Origin of the sequence: Citrobacter sp. RHB21-C05 (assembly GCF_013889015.1) — a bacterium.
Taxonomy (GTDB): domain Bacteria; phylum Pseudomonadota; class Gammaproteobacteria; order Enterobacterales; family Enterobacteriaceae; genus Citrobacter_A; species Citrobacter_A sedlakii.
Genome location: NZ_CP057611.1, coordinates 2,040,288 through 2,065,564, shown reverse-complemented (window position 1 = coordinate 2,065,564; position 25,277 = coordinate 2,040,288). Strand labels below are relative to the sequence as shown.

At 54.3% G+C, this 25,277-nt stretch carries 24 protein-coding genes; 10 read left to right on the top strand and 14 right to left on the bottom strand.

Features of this window, described 5'->3' with window-relative positions; genetic code table 11:
• Window positions 1-70: 70 nt before the first annotated feature.
• From HVX72_RS09950 to osmB, 6 genes are all read left to right on the top strand, one after another.
• Window positions 71-1,222: a carboxymuconolactone decarboxylase family protein gene (locus HVX72_RS09950; RefSeq protein WP_181823105.1), complete on the top strand. Its 1,152-nt coding sequence runs from the start codon at window positions 71-73 to the stop codon at window positions 1,220-1,222.
• Between the two features lie 89 nt (window positions 1,223-1,311).
• Window positions 1,312-3,246, top strand: a complete 1,935-nt coding sequence (locus HVX72_RS09945) for an exoribonuclease II (protein WP_181823104.1) — start codon at window positions 1,312-1,314, stop codon at window positions 3,244-3,246.
• 257 nt (window positions 3,247-3,503) lie between these two features.
• A complete protein-coding gene (pdeR, locus tag HVX72_RS09940; protein WP_181823103.1) occupies window positions 3,504-5,495 on the top strand; it encodes a cyclic di-GMP phosphodiesterase in 1,992 nt (663 codons plus the stop codon).
• A gap of 144 nt (window positions 5,496-5,639) precedes the next feature.
• Window positions 5,640-5,822: a hypothetical protein gene (locus tag HVX72_RS09935; RefSeq protein ID WP_181823102.1), complete on the top strand. Its 183-nt coding sequence runs from the start codon at window positions 5,640-5,642 to the stop codon at window positions 5,820-5,822.
• Between the two features lie 95 nt (window positions 5,823-5,917).
• Window positions 5,918-6,664, top strand: coding sequence for a DNA-binding transcriptional regulator YciT (locus tag HVX72_RS09930; protein WP_060571289.1), 747 nt, complete (start codon window positions 5,918-5,920; stop codon window positions 6,662-6,664).
• 259 nt (window positions 6,665-6,923) lie between these two features.
• On the top strand, window positions 6,924-7,142 hold the full coding sequence (gene osmB / locus HVX72_RS09925; protein WP_042283417.1) for an osmotically-inducible lipoprotein OsmB: 219 nt from the start codon (window positions 6,924-6,926) through the stop codon (window positions 7,140-7,142).
• A gap of 120 nt (window positions 7,143-7,262) precedes the next feature.
• Here the strand turns inward: osmB and yciH are convergent, their stop codons facing one another.
• The 5 genes from yciH to pgpB form a co-directional block, all read right to left on the bottom strand.
• Complete coding sequence (gene yciH, locus HVX72_RS09920) at window positions 7,263-7,589, bottom strand: stress response translation initiation inhibitor YciH (protein WP_181823101.1); 327 nt, start codon at window positions 7,587-7,589, stop codon at window positions 7,263-7,265.
• Entirely contained in the window at window positions 7,590-8,327 is a 738-nt protein-coding gene (pyrF, locus tag HVX72_RS09915) for an orotidine-5'-phosphate decarboxylase (protein WP_181823100.1), read from the bottom strand.
• 173 nt (window positions 8,328-8,500) lie between these two features.
• Window positions 8,501-9,670 carry a lipopolysaccharide assembly protein LapB gene (gene lapB / locus HVX72_RS09910; RefSeq protein ID WP_042283429.1) on the bottom strand — a complete coding sequence of 390 codons (1,170 nt, stop codon included), beginning with the start codon at window positions 9,668-9,670 and terminating at the stop codon, window positions 8,501-8,503.
• Window positions 9,671-9,676: 6 nt separating this feature from the next.
• Complete coding sequence (locus HVX72_RS09905) at window positions 9,677-9,985, bottom strand: LapA family protein (RefSeq protein ID WP_042283431.1); 309 nt, start codon at window positions 9,983-9,985, stop codon at window positions 9,677-9,679.
• 150 nt (window positions 9,986-10,135) lie between these two features.
• Window positions 10,136-10,900, bottom strand: coding sequence for a phosphatidylglycerophosphatase B (pgpB, locus tag HVX72_RS09900; RefSeq protein ID WP_181823099.1), 765 nt, complete (start codon window positions 10,898-10,900; stop codon window positions 10,136-10,138).
• Window positions 10,901-11,096: 196 nt separating this feature from the next.
• On the opposite strand from pgpB, the gene ribA reads away from it, so the two are divergent.
• Window positions 11,097-11,687: a GTP cyclohydrolase II gene (gene ribA / locus HVX72_RS09895; protein WP_060571293.1), complete on the top strand. Its 591-nt coding sequence runs from the start codon at window positions 11,097-11,099 to the stop codon at window positions 11,685-11,687.
• Between the two features lie 85 nt (window positions 11,688-11,772).
• On the opposite strand, the gene acnA is transcribed toward ribA, so the two are convergent.
• From acnA to topA, 5 genes are all read right to left on the bottom strand, one after another.
• Window positions 11,773-14,448 carry an aconitate hydratase AcnA gene (acnA, locus tag HVX72_RS09890; protein ID WP_181823098.1) on the bottom strand — a complete coding sequence of 892 codons (2,676 nt, stop codon included), beginning with the start codon at window positions 14,446-14,448 and terminating at the stop codon, window positions 11,773-11,775.
• A gap of 225 nt (window positions 14,449-14,673) precedes the next feature.
• Entirely contained in the window at window positions 14,674-14,769 is a 96-nt protein-coding gene (gene ymiC / locus HVX72_RS09885) for a small membrane protein YmiC (protein ID WP_131729056.1), read from the bottom strand.
• A gap of 306 nt (window positions 14,770-15,075) precedes the next feature.
• Window positions 15,076-15,216, bottom strand: a complete 141-nt coding sequence (locus HVX72_RS09880; RefSeq protein ID WP_217997760.1) for a YmiA family putative membrane protein — start codon at window positions 15,214-15,216, stop codon at window positions 15,076-15,078.
• A 324-nt stretch (window positions 15,217-15,540) separates the two neighbouring features.
• A complete protein-coding gene (gene cysB / locus HVX72_RS09875) occupies window positions 15,541-16,515 on the bottom strand; it encodes an HTH-type transcriptional regulator CysB (RefSeq protein ID WP_181823097.1) in 975 nt (324 codons plus the stop codon).
• Window positions 16,516-16,815: 300 nt separating this feature from the next.
• On the bottom strand, window positions 16,816-19,413 hold the full coding sequence (gene topA / locus HVX72_RS09870; protein WP_181823096.1) for a type I DNA topoisomerase: 2,598 nt from the start codon (window positions 19,411-19,413) through the stop codon (window positions 16,816-16,818).
• A gap of 395 nt (window positions 19,414-19,808) precedes the next feature.
• Here topA and HVX72_RS09865 point away from each other — a divergent pair, with 395 nt between their 5' ends.
• Window positions 19,809-20,060 carry a YciN family protein gene (locus HVX72_RS09865; protein ID WP_042283446.1) on the top strand — a complete coding sequence of 84 codons (252 nt, stop codon included), beginning with the start codon at window positions 19,809-19,811 and terminating at the stop codon, window positions 20,058-20,060.
• Window positions 20,061-20,136: 76 nt separating this feature from the next.
• Here the strand turns inward: HVX72_RS09865 and sohB are convergent, their stop codons facing one another.
• Entirely contained in the window at window positions 20,137-21,183 is a 1,047-nt protein-coding gene (sohB, locus tag HVX72_RS09860; RefSeq protein WP_060571296.1) for a protease SohB, read from the bottom strand.
• Between the two features lie 213 nt (window positions 21,184-21,396).
• Between sohB and HVX72_RS09855 the strand changes: the two genes are divergently transcribed.
• Window positions 21,397-22,158 carry a YciK family oxidoreductase gene (locus HVX72_RS09855; protein WP_042283452.1) on the top strand — a complete coding sequence of 254 codons (762 nt, stop codon included), beginning with the start codon at window positions 21,397-21,399 and terminating at the stop codon, window positions 22,156-22,158.
• The gene (gene cobO, locus HVX72_RS09850; protein ID WP_042283454.1) at window positions 22,155-22,745 is read left to right on the top strand and encodes a cob(I)yrinic acid a,c-diamide adenosyltransferase; all 591 of its coding nucleotides are present in this window, start codon (window positions 22,155-22,157) and stop codon (window positions 22,743-22,745) included. The genes HVX72_RS09855 and cobO overlap by 4 nt, the downstream gene beginning before the upstream one ends.
• Before the next feature lie 51 nt (window positions 22,746-22,796).
• On the opposite strand, the gene rluB is transcribed toward cobO, so the two are convergent.
• The 3 genes from rluB to rnm form a co-directional block, all read right to left on the bottom strand.
• Window positions 22,797-23,672, bottom strand: a complete 876-nt coding sequence (gene rluB, locus HVX72_RS09845) for a 23S rRNA pseudouridine(2605) synthase RluB (RefSeq protein ID WP_042283455.1) — start codon at window positions 23,670-23,672, stop codon at window positions 22,797-22,799.
• Window positions 23,673-23,772: 100 nt separating this feature from the next.
• Window positions 23,773-24,393: an L-threonylcarbamoyladenylate synthase gene (locus HVX72_RS09840; protein WP_042283457.1), complete on the bottom strand. Its 621-nt coding sequence runs from the start codon at window positions 24,391-24,393 to the stop codon at window positions 23,773-23,775.
• Complete coding sequence (gene rnm, locus HVX72_RS09835; RefSeq protein WP_042283459.1) at window positions 24,390-25,271, bottom strand: RNase AM; 882 nt, start codon at window positions 25,269-25,271, stop codon at window positions 24,390-24,392. Before rnm ends, HVX72_RS09840 begins: the two co-directional genes overlap by 4 nt.
• Between the last annotated feature and the right edge of the window lie 6 nt (window positions 25,272-25,277).

Genomic DNA, 25,277 nt, shown 5'->3' with positions numbered 1-25,277 from the left:
CAGCAAAAACGATCCGGCGTGAGGTAGCCACGACGAGTCCGGGTCGCCACATACAGACCAAGGAACGCCCATGGAACAACGCCAATTCAACGGCAAAAACCAGTGGTATCATGAGACCCAGTCCAGCACCTGGCCGCAGGACGTTTTGCCACTGGTGCCGGAAGCGGCTCACGTAGAAGACCGCTTTTTGCTGGATTTGACGATTCCCGACGAGATGCTGCATTCTTTTCACTCCTGGCTGCAACCCGCCCGCCAGTTGGCGAACGAACTGTTTCCCGATCACGTTCCACTTACCCGCCTGCATACCTTTAGCGCTTATGAACGCATGAGCACCGCCTTAACCGTGGCGCAGGCGTGTGGCGTACAGCGCCTATGTAATCATTACGCCGCGCGCCTGACGCCGCTGCCGGGTCCGGATTCGTCGCGTGAAAGCAATCATCGGCTGGCGCAGATCACGCAGTATGCGCGTCAACTCGCCTGCTCACCTTCGGTGATCGACCAGCGTGCCCGCCAGCATTTAGCCGACGTCGGTCTGTCCGCCTGGGATGTGGCTCTGTTTAATCAGATCATTGGCTTTGTCGGTTTCCAGGCGCGCATGGTGGCGATTTTTCAGGCCTGGTCCGGTCAGGCTGTGCGCTGGATACCCGACCTCAATACTCAGGCCTTTGCCGCTGAAGACCTGTTTCAGCGGGAAGAGAGCGTGTGGGTCGCAAACCCGGATCTGGTGAAACTGCGCTACGCCAGCGCGGAGCAAGATGAATATCCGTCGCATGATCGACCACAGCCCGCGCTACAGATGCTCGCCCCTGCTCTGGCGCACCAGCCGGTACTGCTGACACTGCTCGGCAAATTGCTGCACAGTACGCTCCGTGCGGATACCGCAGAGCATAACTTCGCGGCGCTGCTGGCCGCGAGGATAAACGGTAGCGCAAGCTGCTTCAATGAGCAGGCGTTGCCGCCGCGCATCTCGCCAGAGACTCTCACCATGCTGCGCCAGAGCGAACATGAGATTGAACGCTGGGAGCGACAACATCCGATTGAGCGACCCTTGTCTCAGGCGCTACAATTACTGACGCGCGCGCCAGACCGCTTTAGCGCCGCACATTTCACCCCGCTCGTCGAGCGCGGCGCGTCCGTCATTGAGGCTATCAACCTGTTGGGGTGGTGCGGTTTATGCGGATGGCTGAATCGCCTGAAAATCGCGTTGGGTGAGACACATTAACCTCGGCAAAGAGATAAAGAGCGCTTGCCGCACCAGGTAGTTTCGCGTAAAACTGTCAGCCGCTCTTTTGGCCACGAAAATAGACAAATATGTTTCAGGACAACCCGCTGCTAGCGCAGCTTAAACAGCAACTGCATTCCCAGACGCCGCGCGCTGAAGGGGTGGTAAAAGCCACGGAAAAAGGCTTTGGCTTCCTGGAAGTCGATGCGCAAAAAAGTTACTTCATCCCGCCGCCGCAGATGAAAAAAGTGATGCATGGCGACCGGATTGTCGCGGTGATCCACAGCGAAAAAGATCGCGAGTCCGCTGAGCCGGAAGAACTGGTTGAACCCTTCCTGACCCGCTTTGTCGGAAAAGTTCAGGGCAAAAACGATCGCCTGTCTATTGTTCCGGATCACCCGCTGCTGAAAGATGCTATCCCCTGTCGCGCCGCGCGTGGCGTAGAGCATGACTTTAAAGAAGGTGACTGGGCGGTCGCCGAGATGCGCCGCCATCCGTTAAAAGGCGATCGCACCTTCTATGCCGAGTTAACCCAGTACATCACCTACGCAGATGACCACTTTGTGCCGTGGTGGGTAACGCTGGCGCGCCACAATCTGGAAAAAGAAGCCCCGGACGGCGTGGCCACTGAAATGCTCGACGAAGGCTTAACGCGTCAGGATCTGACCGCCCTGAATTTCGTCACTATAGACAGCGCCAGCACCGAAGATATGGATGACGCGCTGTATGCCGAAGAACTGGCTGACGGTAAATTACAGCTGACCGTTGCGATTGCCGACCCAACCGCGTGGATCGCTGAAGGTAGCAAACTGGATAACGCTGCGAAAATACGCGCGTTCACCAACTATCTTCCGGGGTTCAACATCCCGATGTTACCGCGTGAACTCTCTGACGATCTCTGCTCGTTGCGTCCGCGCGAAGTCCGTCCGGTGCTGGCCTGCCGTATGACCATTGCGGCGGATGGCGCCCTTGAAGACGATATGGTTTTCTTCGCGGCGACCATCGAGTCAAAAGCCAAACTGGCCTATGACAGCGTCTCTGACTGGCTGGAAAACACCGGTAGCTGGCAGCCAGAAAGCGACGATATCGCGCATCAAATTCGTCTGCTGCAGCAAATTTGCCTGCGTCGCGGCGAGTGGCGCCATCACCACGCGCTGGTCTTCAAGGACCGTCCTGATTATCGCTTTATCCTGGGTGAAAAAGGTGAAGTGCTGGATATCGTGGCAGAGCCGCGCCGCATCGCCAACCGTATCGTTGAAGAAGCGATGATCGCCGCCAATATATGCGCCGCCCGTGTTCTGCGTGACAAACTGGGCTTTGGCATTTACAACGTGCATACCGGTTTTGATCCGGCGAATACGGAAGCGCTGTCGGCGCTGCTGAAAAATCATGACGTCCATGTCGATCCGCAAGAAGTGTTGACCCTTGAAGGTTTCTGCAAATTGCGTCGCGAACTGGATGCACAGCCGTCCGGCTTCCTCGACAGCCGCATTCGTCGCTTCCAGTCCTTCGCCGAAATCAGTATTGAGCCGGGTCCGCACTTTGGTCTGGGTCTTGAAGCGTATGCGACCTGGACCTCGCCGATTCGTAAGTATGGCGATATGATCAACCATCGCCTGCTGAAAGCGGTCATTAAAGGTGAAACCATTGCCCGTCCGCACGACGACACCACCGTGCAGATGGCGGAACGCCGTCGCCTGAACCGTATGGCGGAACGCGACGTTGGCGACTGGTTGTACGCCCGTTTCCTGAACGACAAAGCCGGCACGGACATCCGTTTTGCGGCTGAAATCATTGATGTCAGCCGTGGCGGTATGCGCGTTCGTCTGGTGGATAACGGCGCGGTTGCCTTTATTCCGGCGCCGTTCCTCCATGCCGTCCGCGACGAAATGGTTTGCAGCCAGGAAAACGGCACCGTACAGATTAAAGGCGAGACCGTGTATAAAGTCACGGACGTGATCGATGTGACCATCGCCGAAGTGCGGATGGAAACGCGCAGCATCATCGCCCGTCCGGCCGCCTGACCCTGAGTTTTCACACGGCCTTTCTGAATAAGAAAGGCCGTGTGCTGGTTTTCGCCTTCCCCTCTTAACACCTTTCCTGTGCCACGCGATCAACGCTTTCGGGATATATTTTCCGCCCCGCCTGTGCTTTTTCCCGGTTCTGAATTACAAATGAAGAGATAGATAAAACAAGATCTGCAGAGACGGTAAACCCTGTATTTATCGCGGTTAACCTTTCCATTGCGAAGTTCGGGCGGTCAAACGGGATGGTGCGCAACATGAAAGAGAGTCGGGAATCCGCGACGTTGTATCGTTTTCTGGGCACACACTGTCCTTACTGGCGCTTGTCAGATGATGCCGACGTTCTGCATTTATCACTTACCGAAGCCGCAGAACATGATGAGGCGCTTGCGCTCGCCCCCGGGCAGGCCGCACGAATTCGCGAAATGACCGTTATCACGTCCAGCCTGCTGATTACGTTACCCCTCGAGAGCAGCGAGGTGCAGGTACATCTGGTGGGTCGGAAAATCAATAAGCACGAGTGGGCAGGCAGTGCCTCAGCCTGGCATGACACGCCCTCCGTCGCGCGCGATCTGGCTAAGGGGCTGTCCTTCGCCGAACAGGTGGTTTCAGAAGCGAATTCGGTCATCGTGATCCTTGACAGCCGCGGCAATATTCAGCGCTTCAACCGCCTGTGCGAAGAATATACCGGACTTAAAGAGCAGGATGTCATTGGTCAGAGCGTCTTCAGGTTGTTTATGAGCCGCCGTGAAGCCGCTGCTTCGCGACGCAATATCAGCGGTTTTTTTCGTAACGGAAATTCTTATGAGGTCGAACGGTGGGTAAAAACCCGCCAGGGTCAGCGTCTGTTTTTATTTCGCAATAAGTTCGTCCATAGCGGTAGCGGGAAGAATGAAATATTTCTCATTTGTTCAGGTACCGACATTACCGAAGAGCGGCGCGCCCAGGAGCGTCTGCGGGTACTGGCGAATACTGACACTATCACCGGACTGCCTAACCGCAACGCCATCCATGAGCTGATCAACGACGCTATCGGGGATGCGCACGCAGGTCAGGTCGGGATCGTGTATTTTGATCTGGATAATTTTAAAAAGGTGAACGACGCTTATGGGCATATGTTCGGCGACCAGCTATTACAGGCGGTCTCCCTGGCTCTGCTGAGCTGTATGGAAGAAAACCAGTTGCTGGCGCGGCTGGGCGGCGACGAATTCATTCTGCTTGCCACCCACACCTCTCAGGGGGCGCTTGAGGCCGTCGCGTCGCGTATTCTGACCCGCCTTCGCCAGCCCTTTCGCATCGGTCTGATCGAGGTCTTTACCGGCTGCTCCGTGGGCATCGCGATGGCGCCCTTGCATGGCGAGGACAGCGACAGTCTGATCCGCAATGCCGACACCGCCATGTACACGGCTAAAGAAGGGGGCCGCGGTCAGTTCTGCGTCTTCTCACCGGAAATGAATGAGCGGGTCTTTGAATACCTCTGGCTCGATACGCATCTGCGCAAAGCGCTCGAAAACGATCATCTACTGATCCATTATCAGCCAAAGATTACCTGGCGCGGTGAAGTACGCAGCCTTGAAGCGCTGGTGCGCTGGCAGTCGCCGGAGCGCGGTTTGATTTCGCCAGGAGAATTTATCTCCTATGCCGAGGAGTCGGGACTGATTGTACCGCTTGGACGGTGGGTACTGCTCGACGTGGTGCGCCAGGTGGCAAAATGGCGCGATAAAGGCATTCACCTGCGCGTGGCGGTTAATATTTCGGCGCGTCAGCTTGCTGACCAGACGATTTTCACCGACCTCAGACAGGTTTTACACGAGCTGAATTTCGAATACTGCCCGATCGACGTTGAGTTAACGGAAAGCTGCCTGATTGAAAACGAGACGCTGGCCCTGTCGGTCATTGAGCAGTTTAGCCAGCTGGGCGCTCAGGTACATCTTGATGATTTCGGTACCGGCTACTCGTCGCTTTCACAACTGACGCGTTTTCCGATTGACGCTATCAAGCTGGATCACATGTTCGTCAGAGATATTCATAAAAAAACCGCTTCCCAGTCCATGGTACGCGCCATCGTCGCCGTGGCGCAGGCGCTCAACCTTCAGGTCATCGCCGAAGGGGTGGAAAGCGCCAAAGAGGACGCGTTCCTGACTAAAAACGGTATCAATGAAAGACAAGGATTTTTATTTGCAAAGCCGATGCCCGCCGCGGCATTTGAACGCTGGTACAAACGCTGGCGCAACAAAACACAGCGCTGACCGGCAGGAAATCACGCCGTATCTGCCTGTTATGGCAGAATATATCTTGATATCGGTTATCCTGCAGCGGCGTAATTTTCCCTTCTCTTTTGTCGCCATTTTTTGCATCATTGAATCCATACTCTTACTCACGAAGGATCCCCCATGTCAGATATCGACGCCAAACGGGTTGCCGAACGTATTGATACCGTGCTGGATATCCTGGTCGCCGGCGACTACCACTCCGCCATCCACAATCTTGAAATACTTAAAGCGGAATTACTTAGCCTGGCGCAGGATGAAACCGGGTTATCACCAGGCAAACCCAAAGCGCCGTGGGAGATCTGACCTTTACGCGCGTTGTGAAAGCAGTGGCGACCTGAGCGAGCCATCGCCGCCTGTTTTTAAACCCCGGTATACATACCTCAATTAAAACGAATACTATGAATTCCCGACAACAATCGATTTTGCAGATGGTGATCGATAAAGGCCAGATGAGCGTTTCCGAACTGGCAAAAATCACCGGTGTTTCTGAAGTGACCATTCGCCAGGATCTCAATACCCTGGAAAAGCAAAGCTATTTGCGTCGTGCCCACGGCTTCGCGGTTTCACTGGACAGTGAAGACGTCGAAACAAGAATGATGACCAACTTCACCCTTAAGCGTCAGCTTGCCGAGTTTGCCGCTTCACTGGTAAATCCCGGCGAAACGGTGTTTATTGAAAACGGCAGCAGTAATGCCCTGTTAGCAAGAACGCTGGCCGAGCAAAAAAATGTCACCATCATTACGGTAAGCAGTTATATCGCTCACCTGTTAAAGGCGACGCCTTGCGAGGTCATTTTGCTTGGCGGCATTTACCAGAAAAAAAGCGAAAGCATGGTCGGCCCTCTGACCCGCCAGTTCATCCAGCAGGTCCATTTCAGTAAAGCGTTTATCGGCATCGATGGCTGGCTGGCAGATATCGGGTTTACCGGACGCGATATGATGCGTGCGGATGTAGTCAATGCTGTACTGGAAAAAGGCTCGGAAGCCATTGTTCTGACCGACAGTTCGAAATTCGGTGTGGTCCATCCCTATACTCTGGGACCCGTTGAGCGCTTTAGTCGGGTCATCACTGATTCCGGCATCAGCGAGGACGATCGCCTGCTGATGGAACAAAAAGGGTTGCGTGTAAATATTGTTGAGGCTTAGCGCATCGGTGGGCAAATGATTTGTCGCTGCAAATCATTTGCGCTTGAGACAATTCCGACACCTGAATTAAGACTATTTACCTGTTGCCTGCGGGCAGACGAGGTAAAATTATTATTAGCGATATAACAGGAAGTGACTATCACCTGCGTGATATTACCCTGCGCAATAAAGTTTCACGAATGTTCTTCGAAAACTGGATATGTAAACTATAGTTAAAAAGAACTAACTTTCGTGAATCGTTAATTCAGGAGAAAGTATTATGTTAGTAACGAGCAAAAAAATGACCGCCGCGGTTCTGGCAATTACTCTGGCAATGTCTCTGAGCGCCTGCTCTAACTGGTCCAAACGCGACCGTAACACCGCTATCGGTGCGGGTGCCGGCGCATTAGGCGGCGCAGTGTTAACTGATGGCAGCACGCTGGGCACGCTGGGCGGCGCCGCAGTCGGTGGTGTTATCGGCCATCAGGTAGGTAAATAATCGTAAAATATCTACGGTTGACCGGCTCGATATAATAATACGATTATCTTTTCTGGTCTGAGCTACACATTAGTAAACGATTAATTATAAAGCCACGATATTTCTGTCGTGGCTTTTTCATTATCCGCCTGCCAGTTTGACCTTCATGCCTTTGGCTTCCAGCAGCGTTTTAATTAAATCACGTTTGTCGCCCTGAATTTCTATAACGCCCTCTTTAACCGCCCCGCCACAGCCACACTTTTTCTTTAGCTCAGCGGCCAGTTTGTTCAGAGATGCATCATCCAGATCAATGCCGGTAATCAGACAAACCCCTTTGCCCTTCCGGCCACTGGTCTGGCGCTGGATACGAACAATGCCATCGCCTTTTGGACGTACGGGTGCGGTTTTCGGCTCAGCAATCCGCCCACTGTCTGTTGAATAGACCAGCCGGCTGTTCGAATCGTTCATTTACTCCCCCGCCTTCAGTGATGCATTGATCGCCTTTAGTGCCTGCGCCGGATCGGCGGACTGAGTAACAGGACGACCGATAACCATAAAATCCACCCCTGCGGCTAAAGCCTGTTCTGGCGTCATAATGCGGCGCTGATCGCCTGCGTCGCTACCCTGCGGCCGAATCCCCGGCGTGACCAGTTTAAACGCGCCGCCAAACGCCTGTTTGAAGCGCACCGCTTCCTGCGCGGAACACACCACGCCATCCAGACCGCATTTCTGGGTCAACGCCGCCAGACGCTCCGCGTGCTCGGCGGGCGACAGCGTCACGCCAATATCGGCCAGATCGCTGGCTTCCATACTGGTCAGCACAGTCACGGCGATGAGCAATGGCGCATCTTTGCCCAACGGCAACAGCGCCTCGCGAGCGGCGGTCATCATTCTCGCACCGCCCGACGCATGGACGTTTACCATCCACACGCCCAGATCTGCCGCAGCGGCAACCGCATGAGCGGTGGTGTTCGGGATATCATGAAATTTCAGGTCGAGGAAGATATCGAAGCCACGCTGCTGAAGGTCGCGAACCAACTGAGGGCCAAACAGCGTGAACATTTCTTTACCGACCTTCAGGCGACAGTCGCGCGGATCGATACGGTCAACAAATGCCAGGGCTTTGTCACGGTTATTATAATCGAGAGCGACAACCACGGGAGAATCAGTAACAGCGCGGGATGTAGATGATGCAGTAACCGTCATAACCAGACCTTTTGCGAGGGGGAAAATGGGTAAACGGCGTGCATTCTACCTGCCGAAAGGCGAAATTAACAGACGCCTTTACTCCTCTGTAACGCCTCAGCGCAGCGATGCCGGAGGAGTGGCAAGTAAAAGCAGAAAAGTATGTTGTAACTAAAGTCGATTTTTTTTAATAATTACAGACCGTCAAGGCCGCGTATTGGCTTGATCGTTGACCAGGCGCGACAGGACGGGCAGTGCCAGTACAGCGTATACGCGGTAAACCCACACTTCGAACAGCGGTAGCGCGGCTTACTGCGCACCTGCTCGCCCACCATGTCGCGCAGCACCATCAGGCTCTCTTTTGCGCGCCCCTCTTCCGCCTCATTAAGATGGTAGTCCATAAGCTTATGGAAAACGCGCATTGTCGGATGGCGCTGCAGTTGACGGGTAATATAGACCTGCGCGGTATCGTGACCTTCCCGGGCTTCAAGAATATCGGCAAGCATCAGCTCGGCAGCAGCGCCGGTGTTTTCTTCAACTGCGCGACGCAAAAATTCCGCCCATTCGTCATTTTTGCCCAGTTGCTGGTAGCATGTCTGCAGCATTTCCAGCGTTTCGCTGACCAGTTCTTTATCCTGCGCAATGACCCGCTGGAGTGACTCCACCGCCCTGGCGTAGTCGCCCTTCGCCATCCAGATGCGCCCCATCATGATAGACACCCTGGCGCTGTTTTTGTCCGCAGCGGCGCCCTTTTTCAACAGCGCCATCGCCCGATCCATGTCGTCGCTGCCCATTTGCTGCAACGCCAGTTCACAATAGAAATGGGCAATTTCGATCCGCTGTTTATCCTTGCCCAGCTTCACCAGACGCTCTGCAACGTCGATTGCCTTCTGCCAGTCGCTGGTGGCCTGATAAATCTGCAGGAGTTGTTGCAGCGCGCTGACACGAAAATCCGTTTCGTCGGTCAACTGATTGAACATATCCTCCGCCCGGTCGTACAACCCGGCGGCCATGTAGTCGCGGCCCAACTGCTGAACGGCCAGCAAGCGCTGTTCATAGGTCAGCGAGGCGCTTTCCATGAGCGTCTGGTGGATACGAATAGCGCGGTCGACTTCGCCACGGGAGCGGAACAGGTTTCCGAGGGTGAGATGCGCTTCAACGGTGCCGGTATCCTCTTTCAACATATCGAGGAACAGATCCACCGCTTTATCCTGTTGGTTGCTCAGAAGGAAGTTAACCCCCGCGACATAATCGCGAGACAGACGGTTAGCCTCCTCCTGTTTTGTTTGTTGCGCACTTCTGCGGCCCATGTACCAGCCATAGACGGCCGCGACAGGCAACAGCAGAAACAACAACTCCAGCATAAACGATTATTCCTTCACGACCGGTGTACCCGGCGCGACCACCACGTCAGTGGCAGGCGTAAGCTGGTTTTCCAGGCGTTTAATTTTACGTTCAGCGCGCGCTAAGGAAACACGAACCCGCAGCCAGAAAAGGCCGCAGACCAACCAACCGATAGCGAAACCAGCGGCGAACAACACAGCCAGCAAGGTAGAGATACGGTACTCCCCCTGCGCCAGCAGGTAATTAAACGTCACCTGCTGATCATTCTGCGCGCCTAATGTTACCGAGATAACAAAAATCGCCAACACCAGTAAGAAAATGAGTAAATATTTCACATTACTTCCCGTTATGTGGTTTAAGCGAATAAATCGTGTTCAACGTTTCGCATTTAGCCTTTTAAATTACCATTTTCACGGCGTGTGCGAAATGGAAAAGCGTCAGGCCATACAGGGATTTGAGGGCTAATGACGGAAATTCAACCGCGATCAGCTTTCCTGCTCACGTTGCGCAATCTCCTGCTCTTCTTCCGGCGGCGGCGTAAGCGGGCCGCAAATCCGCTGCGCAAGCCAGGTCGCGACGGTTACCAGCGCCCATGAAATCAGCGTTGCAACCACCAAATCACGCGGCCAGTGCATCCCCAACAGCAGGCGGCTCCCCATTACCCCGGTTGCCCAGACCAGCAGTATCGCAATCGTGACGGTACGTCTGCGCGGCCACAACAGGCCCACAGCCAGCAGCGCCCAGCTTGCGGCAAACATGGTATGTCCGGAAGGAAATGCGAAGCCGGTCTCTTTTTGCCAGTGCTGACGCAAAAACAGCGGAATATTCTCCTGCGTCGCGAGCTGCTCCTTCACCAGATTCCCACGATCCTTACGTTTTAAAGTGTAGAACTCATCGACCGGTATATTGTGCGTTTTTTCCAGCCAGATAACGAAAGGACGCGGCTCCTGGGCTTTCTCTTTAACCCACGACTTAACACCCTGCCCCACCAGGATCGCCGCTGCGAGAATAGCAAAGAGCATCACCGCTGCCTTAAGACGAAAACGCAGGCACCACAGAAACCAGGCGCAGAGAATAACGTGCGTGATGATTCCCCAGGGTTGAGTTACCGTTTCGGTTATCCAGTACAGCGTTTTCAACCACCCGCCACTGTGATCCGGCTGCCAGCGCCATCCAGAAATCCATACGGCGATGGGCATAACCAGCAATAATCCCGCACCAGTTGCAGTACGTTTTGCAATCGACAGCATGAACACCTCTTTTAACGATAAGTTTCATAATCATAACTGAAAAAAGCTCAGTACGGGAAAATTGACAGATTTGTGCCATTCCCCGCCCGATTACACGGCAGCGATTAGGTGAACGCCGTCGCCTTATGGCAAAATAAACGCATAAGCCAACAGGCAACGGCACGCCATTACGTGCCAGCATTATCTGGAGAAACACATGCAGCTTAAACGAGTGGCAGAAGCCAAACTGCCAACCCCATGGGGCGATTTCCTGATGGTGGGTTTTGAAGAACTGGCAACCGGACACGATCACGTAGCGTTAGTGTATGGTGATATTTCAGGCCAGACGCCGGTTCTGGCGCGTGTCCATTCAGAATGCCTGACAGGCGATGCTCTGTTCAGTCTGCGCTGCGACTGTGGTTTCCAGCTGGAAGCGGCGTTGGCGCATATTGCGGAAGAAGGCCGTGGGATCCTCCTTTATCACCGTCAGGAAGGACGTAATATTGGTTTGCTGAATAAAATTCGCGCCTATGCGCTGCAGGATCAGGGCTATGACACCGTAGAAGCCAACCACCAGCTGGGCTTTGCCGCCGACGAACGTGATTTCACCCTTTGTGCGGATATGTTCAAGCTGCTTGGCGTCGATGAGGTTCGTCTGCTCACCAATAACCCGAAGAAAGTGGAAATCCTCACCGAAGCGGGAATCAATATTGTGGAACGCGTACCGCTGATCGTGGGGCGTAACCCGAATAATGCCCATTATCTGGACACCAAAGCTGCCAAGATGGGGCATTTGCTGGATAAATAACCCGATGCGTTGTCACTGCCTTGCGGGTAGCCGCGGGTGACGCACATTGAAAAAGCCTGCACGTCACATGCAGGCTTTTTAGTTTTTACATCAGCATGTTACGAATAACATAATGCAAGATGCCGTCGTTCTGGTAGTAGGTTAACTCGGTGGCGGTATCGATACGGCAGCGACACGGTATGACTTCTTGTTTACCGTCCGGACGCGTGAGCGTCACTGGCACCGTAGCGCCCGGTTTCAGGTTCTGCAGATCAGCGATGTCGATCGCCTCTTCCCCAGTCAGTCCCAGGGTTTTACGCGTGACGCCCTGCGGGAATTCCAGCGGCAGAATCCCCATCCCGATCAGGTTAGAACGGTGAATTCGCTCGAAGGACTCAGCGATCACCACGCGGATCCCCAGCAAACGCGGCCCCTTCGCCGCCCAGTCACGGCTGGATCCGGAACCATACTCTTTACCCGCAATCACCGCCAACGGCGTGTTCTCTTTTTGATACAGCATCGCCGCATCATAGATAGACATCACATCCGTTCCAAGCAGATGCCGCGTCATTCCGCCTTCCACCCCGGGCACCATTTCATTGCGGATACGAATATTGGCAAACGTGCCGCGCATCATCACTTCATGGTTTCCGCGTCGCGATCCGTAGGAGTTGAAGTCTTTCCGCTCAACCCCATGGTTTTGCAGATAACGACCTGCCGGGCTGTCCGCTTTAATGCTCCCCGCCGGGGAAATATGGTCAGTGGTCACGGAATCGCCGAGCATGGCCAGAATCCGTGCGCCGTGAATGTCGGTGACCGGCGCCGGTTCCGCCAGCATCTCGTCAAAGAAGGGCGAGAGCCGGATATAGGTAGAGTCATCCTGCCAGCCGTAGGTGTCAGAGCGTTCGACAGGGATCCCCTTCCACTCTTCCGTTCCTTCAAACACTTCCGCATACTCTTTACGGAACATTTCCGAGGACACCAGTTCCACCGCACGAGCGATTTCCTGCGCCGACGGCCAGATATCTTTCAGATACACCGGATCGCCTTTGCGATCGTGGCCCAGCGGATCGGTAGCAAGATTGATATTCATATTGCCCGCCAATGCGTAAGCCACCACCAGCGGCGGCGAGGCCAGCCAGTTGGTCTTCACCAGCGGATGGATACGCCCCTCAAAGTTACGGTTGCCGGAAAGCACAGCGCCTACGGTTAAATCGCCTTGCTTGATGGCCGTTTCGATAGGCTCCGGCAGCGGCCCCGAGTTACCAATGCAGGTCGTACAGCCGTACCCCACCAGATTAAAACCCAGTTCGTCCAGATACGGCGTCAGTTTCGCCTTCGCCAGATAATCCGACACCACTTTCGACCCGGGCGCCAGCGACGCTTTTACCCACGGCTGGCGTTTCAACCCCAGCGTAACCGCTTTTTTCGCCAACAGGCCAGCGGCCATCAGCACGCTCGGGTTGGAGGTGTTAGTACAGGAAGTGATCGCTGAAATAACTACCGCGCCGTCCGGTAACTGATATTGCTGACCGTTCAGCACATATTCGACTGGCTTGCGGTCTTTTTGCGCAGTGTTCAGTTCCAGCTCGCTGCTGGCGGCAAACGCTTTTGGGACATCGCCGAGAGCGACACGATCCTGAGGCCGTTTCGGCCCGGCAAGGCTGGCTTCCACGTCGTTCATATCCAGCGCCAGCGTGCTAGTGAATACCGGCTCGTCGCCAGGATTACGCCACATGCCCTGCGCCCTGGCGTATTTCTCTACCAGCTCAACCTGATCTTCCGTCCGACCGCTCAGACGCATGTAGTCAAGCGTGACGGCATCAATCGGGAAGAAGCCGCAGGTGGCGCCATATTCTGGCGACATGTTGGCGATGGTGGCGCGGTCCGCCAGCGGCAGGGAATCCAGACCGTCGCCATAGAATTCGACAAATTTACCGACCACACCGTGTTTACGCAGCATCTGCGTGACGGTTAACACCAGGTCGGTCGCCGTGATCCCTTCACGCAGTTTGCCGGTGAGCTTAAAGCCCACGACATCCGGGATCAGCATCGACACCGGTTGTCCGAGCATCGCGGCTTCGGCTTCGATACCGCCGACGCCCCAACCGAGCACGCCGAGACCGTTGATCATGGTGGTGTGGGAATCCGTACCGACCAGCGTATCCGGGTAAGCGACCCATTCACCGTTTTGCAGCTCGCTCCAGACCGCTTTGCCGAGATACTCCAGGTTCACCTGATGGCAGATCCCCGTTCCCGGCGGCACCACGCTGAAGCGGCTAAACGCCTGTTGCCCCCACTTGAGGAACATATAGCGTTCATGGTTACGCTCCATTTCAAGGCGCACGTTTTCTTCAAATGCGTCATCGTCGCCGAAATGGTCAACGGTGACGGAGTGGTCAATCACCAGATCGACAGGTGACAGCGGATTCACTTTCGCGGTATCGCCGCCAAGGCGTTTAACCGCTTCGCGCATTGCCGCGAGATCCACGACGGCGGGCACGCCGGTGAAATCCTGCATCAGCACGCGCGCCGGACGATAAGCAATTTCGCGGTCAGCATGGGCATTTTTCAGCCAACCTGCCAGCGCCTGGATATCTTCTTCGGTAACAGAATCACCATCCTGCCAGCGCAGCAGGTTTTCCAGCAAAACTTTGAGCGACTTGGGCAGACGGGTGATATCGCCCAGTGATTTTGCAGCCAGCGGCAGACTGTAATAATGGTAGGTTTTGTCTTTGGCCTGCAACGTGTCCTTACTGGCTTCTCGTAGGGTTGACGACATAGCTCCTCCTTTATGACGGGGTTGCGATGCCCTGAATCTCCTCAGGGTGAATATTAAAGATAACACAAACAAGCTGTAACGTTTTGATAACAACCCAAATGGATAAAAGAGGAGAAACCTTGCAGAGAGGCGACGCTGCAGAAAACAAAAACCTCGCCGCAGCGAGGTTTATGGCCATGATCGAACAGGGATGCCAGATAGCGTTTAGCGTCTCTGGCGTTATCGTTAACGGGCAACGATCCAGATCAGTTCAGCCCAGAAGAGCAGCGATACGGAAAATGCGCCCATCCAGGACCAGTATTTCATGTTTGAAGTAAGCATAGGCTACACCAACTTTTATCTGACACGTTATGTTGAGTCATTCTCAACGTCTTATTGCTGTGGTGTAAAAGAAAAGGCATTGCGCCTGTTAATAGCGTGCTTAAAATTGCGCGCTAATTAAGAATGGTGTCGATTATTGTTTTCGTTTATCGTCTTCAGCAAAGGAATCAATAAATGCCTGCTGCTGTTGCGTGAGTTTCCAGTTTTCAGGGCTTGTCTTCACACGCACGCTTTTGCTTTTCCGGGTATTGTCACAAGGCTGACATGTCGGTAGCGACGTGTGTTGCTGTCCGCGAACCCTCATCTTTACCCCCAGGCGTTCCAGATCAGCAGGCCGACGACCAGCCAGAACAGCGCTGAGCCCAGAAAAACCGCAAGCCACGCTTTGCGTTTCAGTTCAGGGTCCCGACGTGGTTCCTGGTTTTCAGACGGCATTGCTAACCTCATACAATCGACATCACTTATCATTCTGGCACCAAACAATCGGTACAATTAATCATCAGATGAGACAAATCCTAATCAAACTTTAGTCAAAAATCCAGTGAATTTACGAATCGTTTGCCGTGAATAAATCAATCTTTTGATCAAAAATAAATAATTGAAATACGAAGTTTGCGGGGCGGGTAATAAGACACTACTTTATGAGGCATTAACCCTGGCAATACCAGGGTTAATAATTCCCGAAATTAAGAATAAAAGAAAAATGTGATTTAATTAAAACTTTCGCTGTTTCTTGCTGATAAAAAATCCCGAAACCAATATCCCGTTTGATTACTTCTCCGGCAGCTTTATATCTTTAAACATGGCTTCAATCTCTTCATTAGAACGTAATGCCACCGCGGTATCAACGACGTCACGCGTCAGGTGCGGCGCAAAGCGTTGAATGAAATCATACATGTAGCTGCGCAGGAAGGTGCTGCGACGGAAACCGATCTTTGTCGTGCTGTGGCTAAAGACATCATGCGCATCGACGCGCACGAGATCCGGGTCGGAAATCGGATCCACCGCCATGCTGGCAATCACCCCAACGCCCAGCCCCAGACGAACGTAGGTTTTAATGACGTCGGCATCGGTGGCAGTAAAGACGATCCGCGGCGTCAGCCCTGCCCGGTTAAATGCGGTATCCAGCTCGGAGCGTCCGGTAAAGCCGAAGGTATAGGTGACAAGCGGATACTGCGCCAGCTCTTCAATCGAGACCGAAGCTTTATTCGCCAGCGGGTGTTCAGGCGTCACCACAATAGAACGGTTCCAGTGGTAGCAAGGCAGCATCACCAGATCGTCATACAGATGGAGGGCTTCGGTAGCGATGGCGAAATCGGCGTTACCTTTAGAGACGGCTTCCGCAATCTGAGTCGGCGATCCCTGATGCATATGCAGCGATACGCGTGGATAACGCTCGATAAACCCTTTTATCACCCCGGGTAGCGCGTAGCGTGCCTGGGTATGGGTGGTGGCGATATAGAGCGAGCCTTTATCCGGCCAGGTATGTTCACCGGCAACCGACTTGATGGCGTCAACCTTCGAGAGCACTTCACGTGCGATGCGGATAATTTCCTGCCCCGCTGGCGTCACCTGGGTCAGATGCTTGCCGCTACGGGCAAAAATCTGGATGCCCAGCTCGTCTTCCAGCATCCGCACCTGCTTACTGATACCCGGTTGTGAAGTATAAAGTCCTTCCGCAGTTGAAGAGACGTTCAGGTTGTGATTAACCACCTCAACAATGTAGCGAAGCTGCTGTAATTTCATGTTAAACCATCCAGATTAGCGCCATCAGGTCATCGTCTTTACGCAGCGACACGCACTGCTAATACGATTTAATAATAAAAAAGCCGTTAACTATAACCACTATATCATTTATAGCATTGGTGTATAGACAGGAAGAAAAATTAATAAGAAAGGAATAAAAAAACAGGGTCGCAAACACGACCCTGTTATAGATGGCTGTCCCGGAGGTTTATCCGTTGCGCAGCTGCGTAACAGACCTGTGGAACGTGACCCGCTTGCAGGCCCGGTAAACATCAGCGCTACCGGGCAATTAACAGGGAATTACTTCTTCCCTTCAACCCATTTACCGTCAACGAAGAACGCAGACCAGCCGGTCGCCTTCCCGTCTTTTTCCGCCGCAACATACTGCTGCCTGGTTTTGCGGCTAAAGCGTACCAGCGTTTTGTTGCCTTCCGGATCCTGCTGCGGCGCGTCGGCCAGATAGCGCAGTTTTTCCGGCAGGCGATCGCGGAAACGATACAACTCTTCCACCAGCGGCGCGCGCGTTTCGCGGGATTTCGGGAACGTATTGGCAGCAAGGAAAACCCCGGCCGCGCCGTCACGCAACACAAAATACGCATCCGACTTTTCACACGGTAGTTCAGGCAGCGGAACCGGATCTTCTTTCGGCGGCGCCACTTCACCATTACGCAGAATTTTACGCGTATTCTTACACTCATCGTTGGTGCAGGCCATGTACTTACCAAAACGCCCCATCTTCAGGTGCATTTCGGAACCACATTTCTCACACTCGACGATCGGGCCGTCATAGCCTTTGATGCGGAACTCGCCCTCTTCAATCTCATAGCCGTCGCAGGTCGGGTTATTACCGCAGACGTGCAGCTTACGCTTCGGATCGATCAAGTAGCTGTCCATCGCCGTGCCGCACTTCTTACAGCGACGTTTGGCGCGTAACGCATTCGTTTCCGCGTCATCGCCTTCCAGCACGTTCAGCACTTCGTTTTCCGGCACCAGGTTAATGGTCGTTTTGCAGCGCTCTTTCGGTGACAGCGCGTAACCGGAGCAGCCGAGGAAAACGCCAGTACTGGCCGTACGGATCCCCATTTTGCGGCCACAGGTCGGGCAGTCGATGCTGGTCAACACCATCTGGTTCGGACGCATACCCCCTTCTTCCGGATCTTTCTCCGCTTTGTCTAACTGCTGAGTAAAATCACTGAAGAAGTGGTCCAGCACCGCTTTCCATTCCGCTTCATGGTTAGCCACCTGATCCAGGCTGTCTTCCATTTGCGCGGTAAAGTCGTAGTTCATCAGTTCGCGGAAGTTTTCTTCCAGACGATCGGTAACGATTTCACCCATTTTTTCCGCGTAGAAACGGCGGTTTTCAACGCGCACATAGCCGCGATCCTGAATGGTTGAAATGATCGACGCATACGTAGAAGGACGACCAATACCGCGTTTTTCCAGCTCTTTAACCAACGAGGCTTCGCTAAAGCGGGCCGGTGGCTTAGTAAAATGCTGAGCCGGAACCAGTTCAACCAGAGACAATTCGTCACCTTTGTTCACCGCTGGCAACGTACGGTCTTCATCACCTTTACGCAGCGCCGGCATCACTTTTGTCCAGCCGTCGAAGCGCAGGATACGTCCACGCGCTTTCAGGCGGAAGTCACCGGCGCCGACGGTCAGCGTGGTGGAATCATACTGGGCTGGCGTCATTTGACAGGCGACAAACTGACGCCAGATCAGCTGATACAGCTTCTGCGCGTCAGATTCCATATCCTTCAGCGTGTCGGCCAGAACCGACACATCGGAAGGACGAATCGCTTCATGCGCTTCCTGTGAGTTTTCTTTACTGGCGTACTGATTCGGTTTCTCAGGCAGATATTTGTTGCCAAAGTTGTCGCTGATATAACCGCGAACCATGTTCACTGCGTCCTGGCTCAGGTTGGTAGAGTCAGTACGCATGTAGGTGATGTAACCGGCTTCATACAGGCGCTGGGCCATCATCATGGTTTTCTTCACCCCAAAGCCCAGACGGGTACTTGCCGCCTGTTGCAGGGTGGAGGTGATAAACGGCGCGCCGGGTTTACTGCTGGTCGGTTTGTCTTCACGTTCGAGAACGGTATAACGCGCTTTTTCCAGCAGGCTAACCGCGGCATGCGTCTGCTCACGGTTAACCGGGCGGAATGGTTTGTCGCTCTGGTGAGTCACCTGTAACGGTAGCGCATCGCCGGATGGCGTGTTGGTATTGGCGTCGATCTCCCAGAACTCTTCCGGAACAAACGCTTTGATTTCGCGTTCACGCTCGACAACCAGACGCACTGCGACAGACTGTACGCGACCGGCAGAAAGGCCGCGGGCGATCTTTTTCCACAACAGCGGGGACACCATATACCCCACCACGCGGTCCATAAAGCGACGCGCCTGCTGGGCGTTAACACGATCGATATTCAGTTCGCCGGGCTTCTCAAACGCCTGACGGATCGCATTTTTGGTAATTTCGTTAAACACCACGCGACTGTAGCGCGCGTCGTCGCCACCGATAACTTCCCGCAGGTGCCAGGCAATGGCTTCCCCTTCGCGGTCAAGGTCGGTTGCGAGATAGATGTGGTCGGCTTTTTCAGCCAGTTGTTTTAATTCAGAGACGACCTTCTCTTTACCAGGCAGCACTTCGTAATGCGCGTCCCAGTTGTGCCACGGGTCAACGCCCATGCGATTGACGAGCGCGCCACGTTCATCCTTTTTAGGCTTCTTAGCCGTTTTGGTGGAGGTAGAGTCGGCGCTCTTTTTAGCTGCTGAGCCACTGGTCGGCAAATCACGGATATGACCCACGCTGGACTTAACCACGTAGTCACTACCCAGATACTTGTTGATCGTTTTGGCTTTTGCCGGGGACTCAACGATGACAAGAGCTTTACCCATATTCACCTTTACCTAATTTGATTCTTCCAGGAATGCGTCGCACGTTGATTCACCTTCCACTGGCGACGAGACACGGATATGGTCCCTGCGTCTGCGGATATCAACCCCTTGTACTGACTCTGTGCACTAAATAGTCAGGTGACTGAGTTAACAGGTTTTTTCGCACATAAGCGCTATAGCACGACGGAATTTCGGTCGAATGTCAAGCAAATCTGTTGCCAGATTGACGAAAGCGTCACACTGTACCTGATAAAATTCGTTACGCAACTTTATTAGCATGCAAAACCAAAACTCGCCAGTCAGCGAAGGTTGACAAGACCCTGGACTTTATCAGCGAATATTTGCCCATAAGCGGCGCCCGGCGTAGACTAATGTTCTTGTTTAAGGAGTAAAAAATGCATAAAGAGACGCAACCGATCGATCGCGAAACGCTGCTGAAAGAAGCCAATAAAATCATTCGTGAGCATGAGGACACGCTGGCGGGGATTGAAGCCACCGGCGTAACGCAGCGAAATGGCGTGTTAGTCTTCAGCGGGGAGTATTTTTTAGACGAACAAGGCTTACCGACGCCGAAAAGCACCGCCGTGTTTAATATGTTTAAACATCTGGCCCATGTGCTTTCTGAGAAATATCACCTGATTGATTAACCCTGGCGCAGTGCGGCCGGTTGGCGCTGCGCATATCGCCATTCAGGGCGAAACAGCGCCAGCCGGTACGGGATGTTTACATCAGGGGTTTTTGTCCGCGCTGCCACCAGCGCATCAGTAAGCGGTCAGCGCTTTCCGCCGCGCTGCCGGTGAAACGGTCCATTAGCTTTTTGCGTTGCAGATAGCGCACGTTCAGCACGTCGCGTCCTTCCATCAGGTTCAGGATCACGTCATCGCTGGTATTGATTTCATCAATAAGCCCCTTCTCCAGCGCCTGCTCACCGTACCAGTGCTCACCGGTGGCCACCTGTTCAATGTCCAGAGTCGGACGCATACGATGGACAAACGCCTTAAACAACTGGTGTGTTTCGTTTAAGTCTTCACGGAATTTCTGTCGCCCTTCTTCGGTGTTTTCTCCTAACAGCGTCAGGGTGCGCTTATACTGCCCCGCGGTGTGCAGTTCAATATCAATGTCTTTGCTTTTCAGAAAACGGTTAAAGTTAGGGATCTGCGCGACCACCCCAATAGATCCTATGATGGCAAACGGCGCAGAGACGATCCTGTCCGCCACGCAGGCCATCATATAGCCGCCGCTTGCTGCCACTTTGTCGACCGCGATCGTCAACGGGATGTTTTTATCGCGCAAGCGCTGTAATTGCGACGCGGCCAGGCCGTAGCCGTGCACCACGCCGCCAGGGCTTTCCAGGCGCAAAACCACCTGATCCTGCGGTTTTACCACTGCCAGCACCGCCGTCACCTCTTCACGCAAGGCGTTAACTTCGTGAGCATCCATACTGCCTTTGAAATCAAGCACCCAAACGCGCGGCTTGTCGGTGTCCCGCGTTTCGCCTTGTTTTGCTCTCGCCTTTGCCGCTTTCGCTTCCTGCTTGCGCTTTTTCTTTTGCGCTTTATGCCACAGCTTTTGCTGATGACCGTCGAGCAGCGCCATCGCCAGGTCATCCTTCATCTCCTGATACTGCTCGCTTAGATTGGTCACCCGCAATTCGCCACGCTGACGTTTGCGCTGGGCAACGTTCACAATAATGGCGGCAATAGCGGCGACAGCAACAACAATGGTGATGATTTTGGCAAGAAATAGCCCATATTCAGACAACAATTCCACACGACCCACCTTGGTTAAATAACTTTGCTTCGGCTCAGTGTACAACAGGCGTCATGCGTCGTCTCGTTGGATGTCGCGAGGGAAAAAGTATGACAAAGTGTTCATTTTAAGGCGTTATCGCCCCAGGCTGATTGAATTATGGCGGAGATTCAGGCATAAACCCGAAAAGTCAACGAGAAGCAGAGCGGCCACGCATGTCGCCGAGGAGTAGCCATGCATTATCAACCCAAACACGATCTTCTTCAGGGCCGCATTATTCTGGTCACCGGGGCCAGCGATGGCATTGGCCGTGAAGCCGCCCTGACCTACGCCCGTTTCGGCGCAAGCGTTATCCTGCTTGGCCGCAATGAGGAGAAATTACGCCACGTCGCAGGCCTGATTGCCACTGAAACGGGCAGCCAGCCGCAGTGGTTCACGCTCGATCTGTTAACCTGTACCGCCGCAGACTGTCACCAGCTTGCACAGCGCATTGCCGGACAGTATCCGCGACTGGATGGTGTGCTGCATAACGCGGGATTGTTGGGGGACATCTGTCCCATGAGCGAACAGGACCCACAGGTCTGGCAGCAGGTTATGCAGGTCAATGTCAACGCGACGTTTATGCTCACCCAGGCGTTGCTTCCTTTATTACTCAAGTCGGATTCCGGATCGCTGGTTTTCACCTCGTCCAGCGTGGGCCGCCAGGGACGAGCGAACTGGGGGGCCTATGCCACGTCCAAATTCGCCACCGAAGGGATGATGCAGGTGCTGGCTGATGAATATCAAAACCGTTCCCTGCGCGTTAACTGCATCAATCCTGGCGGTACCCGCACAAGCATGCGCGCCAGCGCTTTCCCGACGGAAGATCCGCAAAAACTCAAAACTCCCGCCGACATTATGCCGCTGTATTTGTGGCTGATGGGCGACGACAGCCGTCGTAAAACCGGCATGACCTTCGACGCCCAACCGGGCCGTAAACCAGGAATCGCGCAATGAGTGAAGAACGCTATCAGCAGCGCCAGCAGCGGGTAAAAGACAACGTTGACGCACGCGTCGCCCAGGCGCAGGAAGAGCGCGGCATTATTATCGTGTTTACCGGTAATGGTAAGGGGAAAACCACCGCCGCGTTCGGTACGGCAACCCGCGCCGTCGGGCATGGTAAAAAGGTGGGCGTTGTACAGTTTATCAAAGGCACCTGGCCGAACGGCGAACGTAATCTGCTTGAACCTCATGGCGTCGAGTTTCAGGTGATGGCGACCGGGTTTACCTGGGAAACGCAAAACCGCGAATCAGATACCGCCGCCTGTCTGGCGGTATGGGAACACGGTAAGCGAATGCTGGCGGACCCTACGCTGGATATGGTAGTTCTCGACGAGCTGACCTATATGGTGGCCTATGATTATCTACCACTGGATGAGGTGATTACGGCGCTGAATGACCGACCCCATCAGCAGACGGTGATCATTACCGGGCGCGGCTGTCATCGGGATATTCTCGAACTGGCCGATACCGTCAGCGAACTCCGTCCGGTGAAGCACGCCTTCGAAGCGGGCGTCAAAGCTCAGATGGGTATTGATTACTAGGTAAAGGAACCGGAAGGCGGCGTAGACGCCCTCCGGCATAGCGACAGGCAATCAGCCGTTATTGTTCCGTCCACCTGAACGACGACCGCCGCTCATTTGGCTATGACGCTTCACCGCACGACGAATCTGATTGGCCTTCATGCGACGACGGTCTTTTTCTACCGCCACTTTTGAAGTGGTTTCCGGCGGCAGTTCTACCAGCTCACGCAGATAGTTTGTTTGCGCCAGATCCAGCTCGGTCCAGCCGCCACGCGGCAGGCCTTTTGGCAGCGGAATATCACCGTAGCGTACGCGGATAAGACGGCTTACCTGCACACCCACTGCTTCCCACAGGCGGCGCACTTCACGGTTGCGTCCTTCGGTCAGGGTGACGTTATACCACTGGTTAATGCCTTCGCCCCCGCTGAACTTGATGGTTTTGAACGCTGCCGGACCGTCTTCCAACTGAACGCCGCGGCTGAGATCGCGAATTTTCGCGTCATCGATCTGGCCAAAGACGCGGACCGCATATTCACGCTCGACTTCACGGCTCGGGTGCATCAAACGGTTCGCCAGTTCACCGTCGGTCGTAAACAGCAGCAAACCGCAGGTGTTCACGTCCAGTCGTCCTACCGCAATCCAGCGCGCGCCGCGCAGCTTGGGTAAACGGTCGAACACGGTCGGACGCCCTTCCGGATCGTTGCGGGTACAGAGTTCGCCTTCCGGCTTGTAGTAAGCCAGCACACGGCAGATTTGTTCCGCAGACTCTTTTACCGAAATCAGGTGCCCATCGATACGGATCTTCAAACCCGGGGTGACGTCAACGCGATCGCCAAGCGTCGCGATCTTGCCGTCAACACTCACGCGGCCTGCTTCGATAATGGATTCGATTTCACGGCGAGAGCCGTGGCCGGCACGCGCCAGCACTTTTTGTAACTTTTCGCTCATAGAGCTTCCTTCAGGTGTCGCCTTCACAGGCGTCGAACAGGAGAATTAACGGCGCCGTTAAGCGCCATTTAAAGGCCGCGTAGTATACAGAGTTGCGACCTTATAAGAAAGGTTTAACGTCTCCAACCCCTTCACGCAACACCACGGGCGCATCGTCGGTTAAATCAATCACCGTGGTCGGCTGCTGTCCCAGATAACCGCCGTGAATAATCAGGTCCACCTGTTTTTCGAGGCGGTCTTTGATCTCTTCCGGATCGGACTCGGTAAATTCGCTGCCAGGCAGCATCAACGAGGTAGAGAGCATCGGCTCGCCGAGCGCCTCCAGCAGCTCAAGTGCGATGGGGTTCGACGGCACGCGCAAACCGATGGTTTTGCGTTTTTCCTGCAGCAGGCGCCGCGGCACCTCTTTCGTTCCTTTCAGAATAAAGGTGTAGTTCCCCGGCGTGTTGTTCTTTATCAGGCGAAACGCCACGTTATCGACAAACGAATAGGTCGACAATTCCGACAGGTCGCGACACATCAGAGTAAAGTTATGGCCGTCCGGCAGCTGGCGAATTCGGCAAATGCGCTCCATCGCCCCTTTGTCTTCAATTTTACAACCAAGCGCGTAGCCGGAATCGGTAGGATAAACAATCACCCCGCCTTTGCGGACAATTTCAACGGCCTGGTTAATCAGGCGCTGCTGCGGGTTATCAGGATGAATATAAAAAAACTGACTCATACTTCCCTCACTGTGGTGTTCTGTGGCTGTTCCCACAACTGCCAGACGCCTTCCACGCCAGCCGGCAGCCAGAGCTTACGTCCCAGCTCTATCCACGGGCACGGCTGATGAAAATCAGACCCTTGCGATGCCCATAGCTGATGCTGACGGGCAAGGGTGGCCAGTTGCGTTCGCTCGTTGGGAGACTGCTGACACTGCGCAACCTCCATCGCGTCGCCGCGATGGTCAGCAAAATGCGCCACCAGTCTTTTCAGCCACTTGGCGCTAAGGTTATACCGCCCCGGATGAGCCAGCACCGCCTTACCGCCGGAATGATGAATGACATCAATAGCTTGTTCTATTGTACACCACTGCGGCGGAACGTATCCGGTTTTCCCTCGCGCAAGATACTTTTTGAAGACATCGGCCATGGTCGTCGCTTTGCCGCACTCCACGAGGAAGCGGGCAAAATGCCCCCGAGTCACCGCGCCACCGTCAGCAAGGCGCAGCGCCCCTTCCCATGCGCCGGGAATGTGGGCTTTCTCCAGACGCTCGGCAATGCGCTTTGCCCGCTGCTGACGGCGTTCGGTTTGTTCCGCCAGAAACGCGCACATCGCCGGGTGGGCGATGTCAATATTCAGGCCAACAATATGGATCTCATGATTCTCCCACAGCGTGGAGATCTCAACGCCGGGGATCAGGGTCAGCGGCAGGGCTGATCGTGAAATTTCTTCGCTTGCCGCCGGGATCGCGGCTGTGGTGTCATGGTCGGTAATCGCCAGCGTGCCAACGCGCATCTCGACAGCCCGGTGGACTAATTCTTCCGGCGTCAATCGTCCGTCGGACGCCGTGGTATGGCTGTGCAGATCGTAAATCACTGCGTAATTCGTGTCGCTCAAGGCGAA

Coding starts and splice junctions, on each gene's coding strand:
- HVX72_RS09865 (WP_042283446.1), top strand. CDS start 19,809: ATGCATAAAGAGACGCAACCGATCGATCGCGAAACGCTGCTGAAAGAA.
- HVX72_RS09840 (WP_042283457.1), bottom strand. CDS start 24,393: ATGAGTCAGTTTTTTTATATTCATCCTGATAACCCGCAGCAGCGCCTG.
- lapB (WP_042283429.1), bottom strand. CDS start 9,670: ATGCTGGAGTTGTTGTTTCTGCTGTTGCCTGTCGCGGCCGTCTATGGC.
- pgpB (WP_181823099.1), bottom strand. CDS start 10,900: ATGCTGTCGATTGCAAAACGTACTGCAACTGGTGCGGGATTATTGCTG.
- cysB (WP_181823097.1), bottom strand. CDS start 16,515: ATGAAATTACAGCAGCTTCGCTACATTGTTGAGGTGGTTAATCACAAC.
- pdeR (WP_181823103.1), top strand. CDS start 3,504: ATGAAAGAGAGTCGGGAATCCGCGACGTTGTATCGTTTTCTGGGCACA.
- HVX72_RS09880 (WP_217997760.1), bottom strand. CDS start 15,216: ATGAGGTTAGCAATGCCGTCTGAAAACCAGGAACCACGTCGGGACCCT.
- HVX72_RS09930 (WP_060571289.1), top strand. CDS start 5,918: ATGAATTCCCGACAACAATCGATTTTGCAGATGGTGATCGATAAAGGC.
- HVX72_RS09945 (WP_181823104.1), top strand. CDS start 1,312: ATGTTTCAGGACAACCCGCTGCTAGCGCAGCTTAAACAGCAACTGCAT.
- HVX72_RS09950 (WP_181823105.1), top strand. CDS start 71: ATGGAACAACGCCAATTCAACGGCAAAAACCAGTGGTATCATGAGACC.
- cobO (WP_042283454.1), top strand. CDS start 22,155: ATGAGTGAAGAACGCTATCAGCAGCGCCAGCAGCGGGTAAAAGACAAC.
- HVX72_RS09935 (WP_181823102.1), top strand. CDS start 5,640: ATGTCAGATATCGACGCCAAACGGGTTGCCGAACGTATTGATACCGTG.
- ribA (WP_060571293.1), top strand. CDS start 11,097: ATGCAGCTTAAACGAGTGGCAGAAGCCAAACTGCCAACCCCATGGGGC.
- yciH (WP_181823101.1), bottom strand. CDS start 7,589: ATGAACGATTCGAACAGCCGGCTGGTCTATTCAACAGACAGTGGGCGG.
- HVX72_RS09855 (WP_042283452.1), top strand. CDS start 21,397: ATGCATTATCAACCCAAACACGATCTTCTTCAGGGCCGCATTATTCTG.
- rluB (WP_042283455.1), bottom strand. CDS start 23,672: ATGAGCGAAAAGTTACAAAAAGTGCTGGCGCGTGCCGGCCACGGCTCT.
- topA (WP_181823096.1), bottom strand. CDS start 19,413: ATGGGTAAAGCTCTTGTCATCGTTGAGTCCCCGGCAAAAGCCAAAACG.
- acnA (WP_181823098.1), bottom strand. CDS start 14,448: ATGTCGTCAACCCTACGAGAAGCCAGTAAGGACACGTTGCAGGCCAAA.
- osmB (WP_042283417.1), top strand. CDS start 6,924: ATGTTAGTAACGAGCAAAAAAATGACCGCCGCGGTTCTGGCAATTACT.
- ymiC (WP_131729056.1), bottom strand. CDS start 14,769: ATGCTTACTTCAAACATGAAATACTGGTCCTGGATGGGCGCATTTTCC.
- pyrF (WP_181823100.1), bottom strand. CDS start 8,327: ATGACGGTTACTGCATCATCTACATCCCGCGCTGTTACTGATTCTCCC.